Annotated in this window: 16 protein-coding genes; 13 read left to right on the forward strand and 3 right to left on the reverse strand. The window is 59.8% G+C overall.

Features of this window, described 5'->3' with window-relative positions:
* The 4 genes from WMO44_RS03485 to WMO44_RS03500 form a co-directional block, all read left to right on the forward strand.
* On the forward strand, positions 1 to 190 hold a 190-nt coding region (locus WMO44_RS03485; protein ID WP_349151756.1), incomplete at its 5' end, for a hypothetical protein.
* Between the two features lie 96 nt (positions 191 to 286).
* Positions 287 to 622, forward strand: coding sequence for an ArsR/SmtB family transcription factor (locus WMO44_RS03490; RefSeq protein ID WP_055186601.1), 336 nt, complete (start codon positions 287 to 289; stop codon positions 620 to 622).
* Positions 623 to 663: 41 nt separating this feature from the next.
* Entirely contained in the window at positions 664 to 885 is a 222-nt protein-coding gene (locus tag WMO44_RS03495; RefSeq protein WP_015537588.1) for a cation transporter, read from the forward strand.
* A gap of 258 nt (positions 886 to 1,143) precedes the next feature.
* The gene (locus WMO44_RS03500) at positions 1,144 to 3,027 is read left to right on the forward strand and encodes a heavy metal translocating P-type ATPase (protein ID WP_349151757.1); all 1,884 of its coding nucleotides are present in this window, start codon (positions 1,144 to 1,146) and stop codon (positions 3,025 to 3,027) included.
* Between the two features lie 243 nt (positions 3,028 to 3,270).
* On the opposite strand, the gene WMO44_RS03505 is transcribed toward WMO44_RS03500, so the two are convergent.
* The 3 genes from WMO44_RS03505 to WMO44_RS03515 form a co-directional block, all read right to left on the reverse strand.
* The gene (locus tag WMO44_RS03505) at positions 3,271 to 3,954 is read right to left on the reverse strand and encodes a 5'-methylthioadenosine/adenosylhomocysteine nucleosidase (RefSeq protein WP_117949508.1); all 684 of its coding nucleotides are present in this window, start codon (positions 3,952 to 3,954) and stop codon (positions 3,271 to 3,273) included.
* A 223-nt stretch (positions 3,955 to 4,177) separates the two neighbouring features.
* Positions 4,178 to 5,311, reverse strand: coding sequence for a redox-regulated ATPase YchF (ychF, locus tag WMO44_RS03510; protein ID WP_349151758.1), 1,134 nt, complete (start codon positions 5,309 to 5,311; stop codon positions 4,178 to 4,180).
* 86 nt (positions 5,312 to 5,397) lie between these two features.
* Entirely contained in the window at positions 5,398 to 6,294 is an 897-nt protein-coding gene (locus WMO44_RS03515; protein ID WP_349151759.1) for a Fic family protein, read from the reverse strand.
* 253 nt (positions 6,295 to 6,547) lie between these two features.
* Between WMO44_RS03515 and WMO44_RS03520 the strand changes: the two genes are divergently transcribed.
* The 9 genes from WMO44_RS03520 (at position 6,548) to WMO44_RS03560 (ending at position 14,792) form a co-directional block, all read left to right on the forward strand.
* Positions 6,548 to 7,246 (forward strand): response regulator transcription factor, encoded by a 699-nt coding sequence (locus WMO44_RS03520; protein ID WP_005921458.1) that lies wholly within the window; start codon positions 6,548 to 6,550, stop codon positions 7,244 to 7,246.
* On the forward strand, positions 7,246 to 8,775 hold the full coding sequence (locus tag WMO44_RS03525; protein WP_349151760.1) for a HAMP domain-containing sensor histidine kinase: 1,530 nt from the start codon (positions 7,246 to 7,248) through the stop codon (positions 8,773 to 8,775). The genes WMO44_RS03520 and WMO44_RS03525 overlap by 1 nt, the downstream gene beginning before the upstream one ends.
* A gap of 90 nt (positions 8,776 to 8,865) precedes the next feature.
* Entirely contained in the window at positions 8,866 to 9,222 is a 357-nt protein-coding gene (locus WMO44_RS03530) for a hypothetical protein (RefSeq protein WP_154252169.1), read from the forward strand.
* 9 nt (positions 9,223 to 9,231) lie between these two features.
* On the forward strand, positions 9,232 to 9,882 hold the full coding sequence (gene rpe / locus WMO44_RS03535) for a ribulose-phosphate 3-epimerase (protein ID WP_081028471.1): 651 nt from the start codon (positions 9,232 to 9,234) through the stop codon (positions 9,880 to 9,882).
* Between the two features lie 12 nt (positions 9,883 to 9,894).
* Positions 9,895 to 10,914: an RnfABCDGE type electron transport complex subunit D gene (locus WMO44_RS03540; RefSeq protein WP_349151761.1), complete on the forward strand. Its 1,020-nt coding sequence runs from the start codon at positions 9,895 to 9,897 to the stop codon at positions 10,912 to 10,914.
* Positions 10,911 to 11,633 (forward strand): Rnf-Nqr domain containing protein, encoded by a 723-nt coding sequence (locus WMO44_RS03545; RefSeq protein ID WP_349151762.1) that lies wholly within the window; start codon positions 10,911 to 10,913, stop codon positions 11,631 to 11,633. Before WMO44_RS03540 ends, WMO44_RS03545 begins: the two co-directional genes overlap by 4 nt.
* Positions 11,630 to 12,241: an Rnf-Nqr domain containing protein gene (locus WMO44_RS03550; protein ID WP_097779367.1), complete on the forward strand. Its 612-nt coding sequence runs from the start codon at positions 11,630 to 11,632 to the stop codon at positions 12,239 to 12,241. Before WMO44_RS03545 ends, WMO44_RS03550 begins: the two co-directional genes overlap by 4 nt.
* A 24-nt stretch (positions 12,242 to 12,265) precedes the next feature.
* Entirely contained in the window at positions 12,266 to 13,372 is a 1,107-nt protein-coding gene (locus tag WMO44_RS03555; protein ID WP_349151763.1) for a putative glycoside hydrolase, read from the forward strand.
* Positions 13,373 to 13,499: 127 nt separating this feature from the next.
* Positions 13,500 to 14,792: a DUF1015 domain-containing protein gene (locus WMO44_RS03560; protein ID WP_055186591.1), complete on the forward strand. Its 1,293-nt coding sequence runs from the start codon at positions 13,500 to 13,502 to the stop codon at positions 14,790 to 14,792.
* Positions 14,793 to 14,794: the final 2 nt, after the last annotated feature.

Here is a 14,794-nt window from a genome sequence, read left to right on the forward strand (position 1 = left end):
TTGTTGGGGCAGCGGCCAGCAAGACGCGCGTGCCGCCCAAGGCACGATGCGGATGCTGGGTGCCGCAACCCGGAAGAAGCGGAAGCCATTCCAAATCGTTTTGCCTGTCCAACCCGCACCCCATTTGCAAATTAAATTTGCATCTTTTTTGCGTTTTACGGCGATTTTCAGCAATTTTGCGGGGATGTAAAAAACTTTGCGGATTTTGCTTGACAGGGGGCTGTCTGCGTGTTATCATGAACACATGAACAGATGCTCATATATCGAAACGAAGGGAGAGGACAGCATGACCGGGCTAGAACAGACCGCGCCGGAAAAGGAAAAACAGCCGGTGGAGATGCCGGACGATGAGGTGCTGTACGAACTGGCAGACCTGTTCCGCGTGTTCGGCGATTCCACCCGCATCAAAATTCTGTACGCCTTGCACGACAGCGAACTTTGCGTGCAGGATATCGCGGACGCCGTGCAGCTGAGCCAGTCTGCCGTCAGCCACCAGCTGCGGGTGCTCAAAGACTCCAAGCTTGTGCGCTTCCGGCGGGAGGGCAAAACTGTTTTCTACGCACTGGACGATGACCATGTGCGCAGCATCCTTTCCATGGGGATGGACCATATCGAAGAATGACCGGGCACACGCCCGCACAAAAAGAAAGGCTGGTACTTATTATGAAAAAGACCTACAAGATCGAAGTGGACTGCGCCAACTGCGCCCAGAAGATGGAGGATGCCGCCAACACCGTAGCCGGTGTGGAAAAGGCGACCGTCAGCTTTATGACCCAGAAGATGAAGGTGGAGTTTGCCGAGGGTGCCGACCCCCACGCCACCATGGAGAATGTGCTGTCTGCCTGCAAGAAGGTAGAGGACGACTGCGAGATCTTTGATATCTGATGTGCGGCAAAGCTCTCCCGGTCGGTACGGACTGGGGGAGTTTTTCCGTGGAAAAATCCGCTACTTTTCAACAATTTCCACCGGGTTTTCAACAGATTTCGTGAGGAAAACAAAAAAGAAGCGTGGAAAAGTGCTTTTCTGCCGGAAAACTGTGTGGAAAACCCGGGTAAAACTGTGGAATACCCATTTTTTGCCGAAAAACTTGTGGAAAACCACCCGTTTTTCATCCGCTGCACCGCAAAATGAGGAGCGTTGCTTATGAACAAGAAACAAAAAAAGACCCTTGAGCGGATCCTGATCGCCGTGGCGCTGGTGATCGTGCTCAAGCTTTTGCCCGCCTTGCCCATGCCGGTGGAGCTGGCGCTCTACTGCATCCCCTACCTTGTGGTGGGCTGGGACGTGCTGCGCAAGGCGCTGAAGGGTATCAAGAACCGTCAGCCCTTTGACGAGTGCTTTCTGATGGCAGTGGCCACCGTGGGCGCGTTTGCGCTGGGCGACTATGTGGAGGGCTGCGCCGTTATCATCTTCTACCAGATCGGCGAGCTGTTCCAGAGCGTTGCCGTGGGCAAAAGCCGCCAGAGCATTGCCAGCCTGATGGACATTCGCCCGGACTACGCCAACATCGAGGGCGAGGACGGCAAGCTGGAACAGGTGGACCCCGATGAGGTCGAGGTGGGCACCGTCATCGTGGTGCAGCCCGGCGAGCGGGTGCCTATCGATGGCGTCATCGTGGAGGGCGCTTCTGCCCTGAACACCGCCGCCCTGACCGGCGAAAGCCTGCCCCGGGACGTGAACGCCGGGGACGAGGTCATCAGCGGCTGCGTGAACATGACCGGCCTGCTGAAGGTGCGCACCACCAAGGAATTTGGCGAGTCCACTGTCTCTAAGATTCTCGACCTTGTGGAAAATTCCAGCATGAAAAAAGCCCGGGCAGAAAACTTTATCACCCGCTTTGCCCGGGTGTACACCCCCGCTGTCTGCTACGGCGCACTGGCGCTGGCGCTTCTGCCGCCGGTGGTGCTGCTGCTCATGGGACAGCCCGCCCGCTTTGGCGACTGGGTCTACCGCGCCCTGACCTTCCTTGTCATCAGCTGCCCGTGCGCGCTGGTCATCTCCATCCCGCTGAGCTTTTTCGGCGGCATCGGCGGTGCTTCTGCCTGCGGCATCCTGATCAAAGGCTCTACTTATCTGGAAGAGCTTGCCAACACCGGCGTTGTGGTGTTCGATAAGACCGGCACCCTGACGCAGGGCACCTTTAAGGTCACCGGCATCCACCCCGCCGAGGGCGTGACCGACACCGCACTGGTGGAAGCCGCTGCGCTGGCGGAAAGCTGGTCCAAGCACCCCATCTCCCTGAGCATCAAAGCCGCCTACGGCAAGCCCATCGACGCCGCCCGGGTCACGGACGTGCAGGAGCTTGGCGGTCATGGCGTGACCGCGAAGGTGGACGGCAAGACCGTTGCCGCCGGTAACGCCCGCCTGATGGAAAAGCTGGGCATCACCGTGCCCGCCGTGGAGGGCGTGGGCACCATCGTGCACGTTGCCGTGGAGGGCAACTACGCGGGCTATCTGCTGATTGCGGACGTGGTAAAACCCCACAGCGCCGATGCCATCCGCGCCCTGAAAGCCTCCGGTGTGCGCAAGACGGTCATGCTGACCGGCGATGCACAGCCGGTGGCACAGGCGGTAGCGCAGCAGCTGGGTCTGGACGAGTACCACGCCGGTCTTTTGCCCGGCGACAAGGTAGACCAGATCGAAAAGCTGCTTGCCGCAAAGCAGCCTAAAGAAAACCTTGCCTTTGTGGGTGACGGCATCAACGACGCACCGGTGCTGTCCCGCGCAGACGTGGGCATCGCCATGGGTGCGCTGGGCTCGGACGCCGCCATCGAGGCGGCAGACGTGGTGCTGATGGATGACGACCCTGCCAAGATCGCGCTGGCGATGCGCATCGCCCGCCGCACCCTGCGCATCGTGCACCAGAACATCGTGTTCGCGCTGGGCATCAAGGCGCTGTGCCTGCTGCTGGGTGCACTGGGTATTGCCGGAATGTGGGCAGCTATCTTTGCAGACGTGGGCGTGATGGTCATTGCCGTGCTCAACGCCACCCGTGCCCTGTATACCAAAGACCTGACCAAAAACTGACATAAATGCAAAACAGCCAGACCGGCACTGCCGGTCTGGCTGTTGTTTTACATATGGAAATCAATTTTTCGAATAATGGCTTCCCCCGGACGGGGGAAGCTGTCACCGCAGGTGACTGATGAGGGCGCAGGCAAGCAGCAGTCCGCCTTAAATACCCCTCATCCGGCGCTACGCGCCACCTTCCCCCCAAGGGGTGAAGGCTTTTGCTCCGGGTCAAGCTGCAAAAGCTGATTTCTATGATTTTTACAGCTTTTCCACCATCGCTGCCACGATCTTGGTGGCGGTGGCGACATACTCGCTGATGCTGAACTTCTTCACCACCAGAACTTCGTGGCCGTCCTCGTCGGCGTTGTCGCTCATGGCGCGCAGAATGACGCAGGGCACGCCGTTCTTGGCGGCGATCTGGCTTACCGCCGCGCCCTCCATCTCCACGCAGTCCGGGGCGCACTTGGCCTCAATGGCGGCCTTCGTCTCGCTGTCGCCCACGAACAAATCGCCGGTGGCGATCTTGCCCACCAGTGCCTTTACCCCGGCTTCGGCGCAGGCAGCTTCGGCAGCGGCGATCAGTTCCGGGTCGCCAGAGTATTCCTTCAGGAACGGCGGGTTCTGGCAGATCATATCCAGCTGGGCGTCGTGGTACAGCACCGTTTTGCCGATGACCACATCCCCGATGCCGATCTTGCTGGTCATGTTGCCTGCAATGCCGGAGAAGATGATCTTCTCCGCGCCGAACTTGGTAATGAGCACCTGCGTGGTAGCGGCGGCGTTGGCCTTGCCCATACCGGCGCAGCACACCACCACCTGCTTGCCGGCCAGCGTACCCTTGTGGTACTCCACGCCGCCGTAGGGCTCAACGGTGACATTTTCCAGCTTTGCACACAGCTGGTCTACTTCATCGGGCATAGCGCCCATAATACCCAAGATCATGGTAAGCTCCTTTTACGATCAAAAATGGCCGCCGCGTGCGCTTTGGCCATATTCAGAGGAATGATTCTTTTTAATTCAGGAACCCGAACCGCCTGCGGAGCTTGTCGGGGTAAAACCCCTCCATCTGCTTACGCAGACCGCTCTGCCACTTAAAAGCCCCACTGGGGCTTTCATTGCTGCGCAAACGCGGGCATTTCGGGTTCCACTTTTCACGGGAAGGACTTTAAACATTAAACAGGAACTCGATGACATCGCCATCGTGCACAACATACTCCTTGCCCTCGGTGCGCTGCAGGCCCTTGGCCTTGACGGCGGCGTAGTCGAAGTTGTTGGCTTCCAGATCGTTATAGCCGATGACACTGGCGCGGATGAAGCCGCGCTCGAAGTCGCTGTGGATCTTACCGGCAGCCTGCGGAGCCTTGGTGCCCTTGCGGATGGTCCATGCGCGGCACTCCTTCTTGCCGTCGGTCAGGAAGGAGATCAGACCCAGCAGGTCGTAGCTGGCGGTGATCAGGTTGTCCAGACCGCTGGCCTCGATGCCCATCTCGGCAAGGAACGCCTTCTTTTCCTCGGGGCTGTAATCCGCGATATCCTCCTCGGTCTTGGCGCAGATGGGGATGTAGCGGGCACCCTCCTCCTTGGCGCGGGCAGCCACCAGCGGGACGTACTTGTTGTTCTCGATGCCTTCCATCAGGTCGTCCTCGCCCACGTTGCAGGCGTACAGCACCGGCTTTGCGCTCAGCAGACCCATCTCGTGCAGAACGGTCTGCTGCTCGGTGTCGGCGGGGTCAAAATCGAAGCTGCGGGCGGGCTTGCCGGTGCTCAGATGGTCGGCCAGCTGCTGCAGCCATGCGGCCTCGGCGGCAGCGCCCTTGTTGTTGCCGCTCTTGGCAGCCTTTGCCATGCGGCCTGCGCGGTTCTGCACCACCTCAAGGTCGGAGAGAATCAGCTCGTAGTCGATGGCTTCAATGTCGGCAATGGGGTCCACGGCCTCGGCCTTGGTCACGTCCTCCACCACATGGATGATGTTGTCATCGTCAAAGCAGCGCACAACGTGCACAATGGCGTCGCACTCGCGGATATGGCCAAGGAACTTGTTGCCAAGGCCTGCGCCCTGACTTGCGCCCTTCACAAGACCGGCAATGTCCACGAACTCCACGATGGCGGGGGTTTTTTTGTTGGTCTGCCAGATCTCGGCCAGCTTGTCCAGCCGCTTGTCCGGCACCGCCACGATGCCGGAGTTCGGCTCGATGGTGCAGAAGGGATAGTTTGCAGCCTCCGCGTTTTTGGTGGAGGTGATGGCGTTGAACAGAGTGGACTTGCCCACGTTGGGCAGGCCGACGATACCTAACTTCATATAAAATACGCTCCTTACACGTTTTTTGGCATAACGATACATCTACCATTATACGCGATGAACCCCGCCAGCGCAAGGGGGCGGGGCTATCTTGAATAAGGAATCCTGAAATAATCTAGGACGGCTTTGAACTGATCCTGCGCGGTCAGGCAGGTGTCCAGCAGATACCCGCGTTCGGTTTTCCACTCGTGTAGCCCCCGATAGTAGAATAGCTTGAGGTCATCCGTGATAATAAACGGCACGATGTTGTTCCGCAGGCACTCCTTGAAGAGTAGAAGCCGCCCAACACGGCCATTTCCATCCTGAAACGGATGGATGGATTCAAAGGCATAGTGGAATTCCAGCAGGTCTTCCAGCGACTTGGCAGAATTTTGATTGTACGCAGATAAGAGCTCTTTCATCTGTGGGGCAACCAGTTCCGGTGCGGTGGTGCTTCTGCCGCCGACCTCGTTCGGGAGCTTTTTATATTCACCGACAGCAAACCAGTCTTTGCGGGAATCGCTGGTGCCGCTTTTCAGGGTAAGGTGCAGCTTTTTAATAAGCGCTTCGCTGATGGGTTTCTTCGCCTCCCGGATGACAAGGTCAATGCACTTGAAGTGATTGGCCGTTTCGACCACATCATCCACATTGACAACACCGTTCTCCATGCCGATGGTGTTGGTTTCGTAGATATACCGTGTCTGGTCATGGGTCAGGCGGCTGCCCTCAATATGGTTGGAGTTATAGGTCAGGTCGATCTGGATTTTGTGGTAGATGCCGCCCTTGACCTGCCCGGTCATCTCGTTCTGCAAAACATCCAGCAGGGTACGGGGCACTTCCGGCTTTTTGTTGGTGCGCGCCGGGCGCTTTGCATCCTGTGGAATGTTCCACGTCTTGCCGGTAAGCACTGCGCCCGGAATCTTGCCGGTAGCACAGTAGTTGCGGACAGTCCGTTCTGAAATATTCCATAATTTTGCCGTATCAGCGACAGAATGGTACTTCATGAAAACACCTCCCAGTAAAACAATTATACCATTTTATCGGCAAGAAATCAAATTTCGGAGGTTTCATTGTGAGCGTTTCTTGCCGATAGCGCGGCTGCGTAAGGTGTACCCTAGGCAGAAATGTGAAAAAAAACTACACTTCCTTCTTTATTTTGTCATAACTGTCCCGTATAATAGAAAGGAAAGAGCCTGTCAAAACGCCCGGAAGGGCTGAAGATACAGCAAAAACCTGCATAAAAGGGGAGGAAAACTTATGGCAAACGAAAAGATCCTTGTGGTGGATGACGATGCCAACATCTGCGAGCTGCTGCGGCTGTACCTGACCAAGGAGGGCTATCAGGTCACTGTGGCCAACGATGGCGAAGAAGGACTGGAAAAGTTCAACGCGGTCAAGCCGGACATGGTGCTGCTGGACGTGATGATGCCCCGCATGGACGGTCTTGAGGTCTGCCGCCGCATCCGCAAGGCGGGCAACACCCCGGTAATGATGCTTACCGCCAAAGGCGAGACCTTTGACAAGGTGCTGGGCTTGGAGCTTGGCGCAGACGATTACATGGTAAAGCCCTTTGACGCCAAGGAAGTGGTGGCCCGCATCAAGGCGGTGCTGCGCCGCTGCCAGACTACCTCCGCTGCCGCCGAGAGCACCGAGGGCGTCATCGAGTTCGACAACCTCCGTCTGGATATGAACAGCTACGAGCTGCGGGTCAAGGGCAAGGTGGTGGAAGCTCCCCCCAAGGAGCTGGAACTGCTGAATTGTCTGGCCTCCCACCCCAACCGCGTGTACACCCGCGACCAGCTGCTGGACGAGGTGTGGGGCTTTGAGTACTACGGCGACAGCCGCACCATTGACGTCCACGTCAAGCGCCTGCGCGAAAAGCTGGCCGGGGCTTCTGATAAGTGGGAGCTGAAAACCGTCTGGGGCGTGGGCTATAAGTTCGAGGTGCGTCAGTAATGCGTAAAAGTATCTCCACGGCCTTTTTCTCCATGGTGTCCACCCTGATGGTGCTGGGCATCGTGTTGATGGGCTGCTCGGAGTGGTTGCTGTTCAAAAATTATTTTGCGAAGGATCGCTACGAAACGCTGGATCAGGTGGTAAACGTTGCCAAGCGCACCGCAGAGTATCTGGTAAACAGCGAGACCATGCCACAGGGCGCAGAGCTGGACGCGCTGAACACCAAGCTGGAGATCATCGGCGAGAGCGCCGAGGCGTATCTGTTTTTCACCGACCGGCAGGGCAATGTGCTCATTGCCTCCGACCCGGCAAAGCTTACCACCGACACTGTGCCGCTGGATATCTGCCAGCGCGCCAATGCAGTGGCTGACCCGGACGCCCGGCACTACCATGCTTTCGGCGATTTGGGCGGCGCCCTGACCGAAAAAAGCTATATCGCGGCGGTGGAGACCATCGACGACCAGAGCCTGTTCAGCGGCTGGCTGTTTTTGTGCTCCTCCGGCGCGCAGCTCACCGATTTCAAGCAGCAGTTCTGGTCCAACTTTCTCATGTCTGCCTGCGTGATGCTGCTGTGCGCCAGCGTGCTGACCCGCCTGTTGATGCGTCAGCTCACCGACCCGCTGCAAAAGGTCACCGATGCCGCCCAGCGCTTTGGCGGCGGCGACCTCTCCGTCCGCGTGGAGGGCGTGGAGGGCGATGGCGAGGTGGCAGACCTTGCCCGCACCTTTAACCAGATGGCGGAGAATATCCAGTCCAATGATAACTCCCGGGGGCAGTTCATGGGCAACATCGCCCACGAGCTGCGCACCCCCATGACCACCATCAAGGGCTTTGTGGACGGCATTCTGGACGGCACCATCCCGCCCGAGATGCAGAACCACTATTTGCAGCTGGTCAGCGAGGAGACTGGACGCCTTGCGCGGCTCATCCAGAATATGCTGGATCTCTCCAAACTGGAAAGCGGAGAGTATCAGGTGAACGCCCGGATGTTCAACATCTGGGAGACCCTGACCGGCGTGGCACTGGCGGCAGAGCAGCGCATCAATGATGGCATGATCGAGCTGGAAGGCCTGACCATGGACGAAAAGGTGCTGGTCTACGCAGACCCCGACCTGATCCATCAGGTGGCGTATAACCTGCTGGACAACGCCATCAAGTTCACCCCGGCGGGCGGCACCATCCGCTTCAGCGTGGAAAAGCTTGGCCCCGAGGCCGAGATCTCCATCTGGAACTCCGGGCAGGGCATCAGCCCGGAGGCGCTGCCCTATGTGTTCGAGCGGTTCTACAAGGAGGATCGCTCCCGCGGCCTGCACGCCCGTGGCTCCGGCCTTGGACTGAACATCTGCAAGGTGCTGGTCAATCTGTCCGGCGGGCAGATCCGCGTGGAGAGCCAGCAGGGCGAGTGGTGCCGCTTTGTGTTCACCCTGCCCACCTGTTCCCCTAATCCCGGCGGCATGAAGCGCCTGCCGGACGCCGCCGGTCAGCCCGGCGCAGTAGAGGACCCCGCCAGCATGAAGCCGGTAGAATAAGACCCCGCAGCCAGACTGCCCCGCCCGGGTGGTCTGGCTGCTTTGGCGTTGTTGGAATAAAAATTCTGCTTACCGCTGTGACCCCCTCTTGTGAAAATGCGTTTGGAGCACTCCGCAGAGTGCGACAAACGCGGAATTAAAAATCTATTTTCCGCTGAATATGGCCAGAGCAACGCGGAGGCCATTCCAAATCGTCCTGCTTCAAAGAAAGCTGCTGCAAAATGGCAAGCCTTCGGCGGCAGCTGCGCGGCACATGGAGATGCTGCCGCGCAATGGACTTTTTGCGCCATTTACGACTTTTCGGTGAAAAAAACGGCTGCGGGTTTGATTTTTTGGCCGTTTTCATGTAAACTAAAAGATAACCATGCCCGCGTATTTTTTGCCCGGCAGAACCCTGCAAAACGCGCAACGCATGGGATAAAAATTGCTAAAAATAACGGAGCGTAATGAAATATTATGGCCATCGTAAGTCCTTCGATTCTTTCTGCTGATTTTGGCAAGCTGGGTGCAGACTGCCGCATGGTGCTGGACGCCGGCGCACAGATGCTGCACTACGACGTGATGGACGGGCATTTTGTGCCCAACATCAGCTTTGGCGTGCCGGTGCTCAAAAGCCTGCACAAGGCGCTGCCGGATGCCTTCTACGACGTGCATCTGATGATCAGCCACCCGCTGCAATACGCCGAGCCCTTCATCAAGGCCGGTGCGACCCTGTATAACTTCCATCTGGAGTGCGAAGATGATATTCAGGCCACCATTGACGCCGTGCGTGCGCTGGGCTGCAAGGTGGGTCTGACCATCAAGCCCGGTACCCCGGCCGAGGCGCTGGCACCGTGGCTGGAGCAGCTGGATCTGGTGCTGGTGATGAGCGTGGAGCCCGGCTTCGGCGGGCAAAAGTTCATGCCCTCGGCGCTGGATAAGCTGCGCTGGCTCAAGGCAGAGCGGGAAGCACGCGGTCTTTCCTACCTGTTGGAGGTGGACGGCGGCGTGGATGCCGCCACCGCACCCCTGTGCGTAGAAGCCGGTGCCGACGTGCTGGTGGCGGGCAGTGCCGTGTTCGGCGCTGCCGACCCCGCTGCGGCTGTGGGCGCACTGGCCAGCCTGTAAGGAGGGCTGTATATGGATGAAGCTTTGATCCAAGAGCAGGAACGACAGCTGCAAAAGACCGGCCGGTACTACGAGCACGTTTTCTGGCTGTGTGTGCCGCTGCTGTGCATGGCCTGCTATTTCTACGGCGCACGTCCGCTGCTGCTGTGCGGCATCGCCCTGCTTACCGGCAACCTGTGCGACCGTCTGGTGGCGCTGCTGCGCCATCGGGTGTACACCAATAAAGATCTCTCCAACGAGAGCTTCAGCCTGATTATCGCCCTGCTCATGCCCGCCACCGTGGACATCTATGTGCTGGTGGTGGCAGTGCTGGCGGGCGTGCTCATCGGCAAGGAGGTCTTTGGCGGCTACGGCAGCTACCCCTTTAACCCCGCTGCCGTGGGCTACGCCGTGGCGGCGGTATCGTGGCCGGAGCAGGTGGTGCGCTACCCGCAGCCCTATACGCCGCTGCCCCTGTGGAACGCCTCTGCCGTGCCGGTGAGCAGCACCATTGAGGATACCCTGCGCAGCGGCGGTATCCTGAACCTGAACTCTCTCGCCGTTGCGCTGGGCGAGTTTGCCGCCCCCATGGGCACCGGCGCAGCGCTGGTCATTCTGGCCTGCGGCCTTGTGCTGTGGACCCAGAAGGACGTGCACATCGGCGCATCAGCGAGCTTTCTCATCACCTGCGGGCTCATCGCTTTCTTCTTCCCGCGGCAGGTGGGTCTGGCAGACAGCACCCTCTTCAGCAGCCTGATGCCCCGCTTGCAGGGCATCCGGGACGAGCTGCACACGGGTGCAATGCTGTTCTGCGCGGTGTTCCTGCTCAACGAGCCATACACCTGTGCGCATCACCGGCTTGGGCGCATCCTGTACGGCGCACTGGTGGGCATCGCCACCATGGGCTTCCGCTATTTTGGCGTGTACGAGACCGGCGTCTGCTTTGCACTGCTGGCCGTCAACAGTGTGTCCGCGCTCATTGACCGCACCGAGGAGCGGCTGTACCGTCTGCTGCACCGTCTGCCGTCCGAACGAAAGGAGGCTGCGGAATGAAAAAGCGTACTGCGGAGCTGATTTTAAAAGATCCCGAAAAGTTTGCCCATCACGACCGCGTGTTCCTGAATAACCCGGTGGTCATGCAGGGCATGGGTCTGGCACCGCTGGTGGTCGTGGCTACCACCGGCCAGAACAGTCTGACGCTGGCGGCGGCGGTGGCGCTGCTGCTGGTGCCCTCCCGCGTGCTGGCCTGCCTGCTCAGCCGCCTTGTGCCCCTGCGGGATGAGGAGCCCACCCCGGAGCAGCTGCAAAAAAAGCTGCTGCCCCGTGCACTTTTGTACGCAGCCAGCGCCGCTGTGGTGTATCTGGCGGCGTATCCCATTTTGAACTTTGCGTTCGGCACCGGCCTTTTGAACCTTGGTATCTACCTGCCCATGCTGGTGGTGGAGCCGCTTTTGACCTACCGCTTCGGCCGCGTGCAGGAGACGGTGCATAAGGCTGTTTCCAAGGGCGTGCGCATCACCGTGGGCTATGCGCTGCTGCTGGTGGTGGGCATCGTGCGCGAGTGGCTCAGCCTTGGCACCGTGTTTGGTGCCCCGGTGGGGCGCTGGGCGCTGCTGCCGCTGGCTAAGATGCCGGCGGGCGGCTTTATCGTGCTGGGCATCCTGTGCGCCATCTGGCGCGCTGCCGCTGCAAAGCGCAAGGAATATCTGCAAAAGGAAGCGCGGGATACCCTGACCGTGCACTACCAGAAGGAGGCGGACCGCGAACCGTGAAGGAAGTTGTAAGCAGTTCGGCAGTGTTTTTCAGCTATGCACTGCTGGCTATTTTTGCACAGAACGCTGTCTTTACCCGTGCACTGGGCGTGTCCCGCATGGTGCAGCTGGTGGGGGACGACCGCACCAGCAGCGCGTTGTTCGGCATGATGCTGTGCATCACGCAGGTGCTGGTGGCGCCGGTGGCGTTCGTTGCTGGGCGGTTCATCGCCCCGCTGGATAACCGCGCCCAGCTGCGCCCGCTGGTGTATATCGCCAGCATTGCCGTGGTGTGTCTGGCAGAGCATCTGGTGCTGTGGCTGCTGCGCAGCCTGCCCCGCCGCGCCCAGCTGCTGCGCATCGTGCCGCTGGCCGCGCTGAACAGCGGCGTGCTGGGCACGGTGCTGGTGGCGCGCACCCAGAGCTTTACCCTTGGCGAAAGCCTTGGCTTTGGCCTTGGCAGCGGCCTTGGCTATGTGCTGGCGGTACTGCTGGTCACCGAGGCACGCCACCGCCTGCGCAGCAAAGCTATCCCCAAGGCATTCCGCGGCCTGCCCATCACGCTGGTGTATATCGGCGTGCTGGCGCTGGCAATCTATGGCTTTACCGGACATTCCGTCATCCTGTAATGCAGACAGGGAGGAAAGAATACCATGGCTAAGTATAAACGTCAGAAGGTCAAGCATTATCACCGCAGCTTTTACAGCCGGGAAATGCGCGTCAAGCGCGGCATCGGCATTGCGGTGCTGGTAGTGGCAGTGCTGGCAGCAGCATGGTTTGCCGCACCCCATGTGCTGGATTGGGCCACCCACACATGGTATACCGTGGTCAAGGACCGGGACCTCGAGGCCGAAAGCGCTTCCCGCGCCGAGGCAGCCGCCTCCTCTGCGGCGGCAAGCAGCGCTGCCGCCTCGCAGGCAGCGTCTGAACCGGAGCCGGAGGAGGAAAAGCCGCTGGACGGCAAGGCCATTACCGGCGGCAGCTGGGCAGAGCTGGATGTGACCGCCCTGACCGATGATGCCGCCATCCGCGCCGCCGCCCGGCAGCTGAAGCAGCAGGGCGCAGACTACGCCCTTGTCACCCTGAAGGACGCCGCTGGCACGGTGTACTACGCTTCCGGGGTGGCAGCTGCTGCGCAAAGCATCACGGAGAACCCGGTGGATGCGGCCAATATCGCCGCCATCCTGCGGGAAGAGGGCATCATCCCGGCGGCGCAGCTTGCCGCCTTTACCGACCCGGTGTCGGTGTACACCGACCGCAGCATGGGCGTGCACTACGACGGCAACAGCCTCTGGCTGGACAACGTCAGCGCAGCCAAGGGCGGCAAGGCATGGATGAACCCCTTTGCCGCAAGTGCGGTGCAGTATATCGGCGACCTCATTGAGGAGGTGCAGGGCATGGGCTACGAGCAGGTGGTGCTTACCGGGGTGCAGTTCCCCAACATCATCACCCGCAAGCAGGACTTCGGCGCTTCCGGCGGCAAGAGCCGGGAGGGACGCGCCGCCCAGCTGACCGCTGATATCGCCGCATGGCAGACCCGCTTTGCAGGCAGCGTGACCCTGTGGGTCAGCTACCCTGACGCACTGTGCACCGCTGCCACCGATGCCCTTGGCACCACCGGTACGTCCCTTGGCATGGAAAATCTGCTGGTCACCAGCAGTACCGAACTGGATGCGGACAGCCGCGCTGCGCTGGAGCAGGCCGCTGCCGACGCCGGTGTGCAGCACCTTGTGGTGCACGACACCGCAGCATTCCGCTGAGAAGCGGCTTTTATCGCAAGTCAAAAATTAGCGCAACATTCAAACAGCATATTTGCGATATGCAATTCAACGTTGTTGCTGTTGCATTAAAAAAGTTGAATTGCAATAAAGAGGGGAGGAAACGACTATGAAACCGACTACCTGTTTTGCACCCGCACACATCCTGCTGCCTTCGGAGCAGGTGCCGCTGGAGCAGTGGGGCTGCATCGCCTGTGACCAGTTTACCAGTGACCGCAGCTACTGGCAGCGGGCAGAAAAGACCGCTGCGGGTGCGCCCAGCACCCTGAACCTGATCCTACCGGAGGTGTATCTGGAGGACGGAGACGCCGACGCGCGGGTGGAAAAGATCCACGCCACCATGCAGGATTATGCCCAAAACGTGCTCACCCGGGCGGTGGACGGCTTTATCTATGTAGAGCGCACCGAGCAGAGCGGCCGGGTGCGGCAGGGTCTTGTAGGGCGTGTGGACTTGGAGGCTTACAGCTACCGCCGGGGCGAAAAATGTGCCGTGCGCCCCAGCGAGTGCACGGTGGAAAGCCGCATCCCGCCCCGCATGAAGGTGCGCACCGGCGCTGCGCTGGAAACGCCCCATATCATGATGCTGGCGGACGACCCGGACTGCACCCTCATCGAGCCCATTGCCGCCCACAAAGACAGCCTGCCCAAGGTGTACGAGGGCGAGTTGATGCTGGGCGGCGGCCATGTGGCAGGCTGGGCGGTGGAGGACCCCGCCCTCATTGCACAGATTGAAAATGCTCTGACCGTGCTGGGCAGTCAGGAAGAATTTGACAAGAAATACCCCGATGCCACCCGCCGCGACCCGCTGACGCTGGCTGTGGGCGACGGCAACCACTCGCTGGCCACTGCAAAAGCCTGCTGGGAGGAGCTGAAAAAGACCCTGACCCCGGAGCAGGCAGAAAACCACCCCGCCCGCTGGTGTCTGGCAGAGGTGTGCAACGTGCACTCCCCGGCTATTGAGATCGAGCCCATCCACCGGGTACTGTTCAACGTGGACTGCGCCACCGTGCTGCTGAGCCTCATTACATGGAGCGATGCCAACATGGCCGGCTGCTGCTTTGGCGGCAGCAAAAAGCAGCCCTTTACGCTGGCGGGCCCCCACATGGCCAATGTGCTCAGCTTTGAGGACCCCACCGAGCCGCTGACTGTGGGCACCATCGACGATTTTATTTCGGATTATATCGAGCGCCACCCGGAAGCAAAGGTGGACTATGTGCATGACGAGCCGGCTGTGCGCGCTTTGTGCAAGCAGGGCGCGGTGGCGTTTTTGATGCCGCCCTTCGCCAAGAGCGACCTGTTCCGCGGCGTTGTGATGGGCGGCGTGCTGCCCCGCAAGACCTTCAGCATGGGACACGCGGAGGAAAAGCGCTACTACATCGAGTGCCGGAAGATCACAGAATAATA

It is taken from the genome of Faecalibacterium tardum (assembly GCF_040096515.1).
Taxonomy (GTDB): Bacteria; Bacillota; Clostridia; order Oscillospirales; family Ruminococcaceae; genus Faecalibacterium; species Faecalibacterium tardum.

What these genes read in the sequence shown, in the direction of transcription:
- WMO44_RS03495 (WP_015537588.1), top strand. Translation starts at nt 664, where the DNA reads ATGAAAAAGACCTACAAGATCGAAGTGGACTGCGCCAACTGCGCCCAG.
- WMO44_RS03560 (WP_055186591.1), top strand. Translation starts at nt 13,500, where the DNA reads ATGAAACCGACTACCTGTTTTGCACCCGCACACATCCTGCTGCCTTCG.
- ychF (WP_349151758.1), bottom strand. Translation starts at nt 5,311, where the DNA reads ATGAAGTTAGGTATCGTCGGCCTGCCCAACGTGGGCAAGTCCACTCTG.
- WMO44_RS03520 (WP_005921458.1), top strand. Translation starts at nt 6,548, where the DNA reads ATGGCAAACGAAAAGATCCTTGTGGTGGATGACGATGCCAACATCTGC.
- WMO44_RS03545 (WP_349151762.1), top strand. Translation starts at nt 10,911, where the DNA reads ATGAAAAAGCGTACTGCGGAGCTGATTTTAAAAGATCCCGAAAAGTTT.
- WMO44_RS03515 (WP_349151759.1), bottom strand. Translation starts at nt 6,294, where the DNA reads ATGAAGTACCATTCTGTCGCTGATACGGCAAAATTATGGAATATTTCA.
- WMO44_RS03505 (WP_117949508.1), bottom strand. Translation starts at nt 3,954, where the DNA reads ATGATCTTGGGTATTATGGGCGCTATGCCCGATGAAGTAGACCAGCTG.
- rpe (WP_081028471.1), top strand. Translation starts at nt 9,232, where the DNA reads ATGGCCATCGTAAGTCCTTCGATTCTTTCTGCTGATTTTGGCAAGCTG.
- WMO44_RS03490 (WP_055186601.1), top strand. Translation starts at nt 287, where the DNA reads ATGACCGGGCTAGAACAGACCGCGCCGGAAAAGGAAAAACAGCCGGTG.
- WMO44_RS03555 (WP_349151763.1), top strand. Translation starts at nt 12,266, where the DNA reads ATGGCTAAGTATAAACGTCAGAAGGTCAAGCATTATCACCGCAGCTTT.
- WMO44_RS03500 (WP_349151757.1), top strand. Translation starts at nt 1,144, where the DNA reads ATGAACAAGAAACAAAAAAAGACCCTTGAGCGGATCCTGATCGCCGTG.
- WMO44_RS03525 (WP_349151760.1), top strand. Translation starts at nt 7,246, where the DNA reads ATGCGTAAAAGTATCTCCACGGCCTTTTTCTCCATGGTGTCCACCCTG.
- WMO44_RS03540 (WP_349151761.1), top strand. Translation starts at nt 9,895, where the DNA reads ATGGATGAAGCTTTGATCCAAGAGCAGGAACGACAGCTGCAAAAGACC.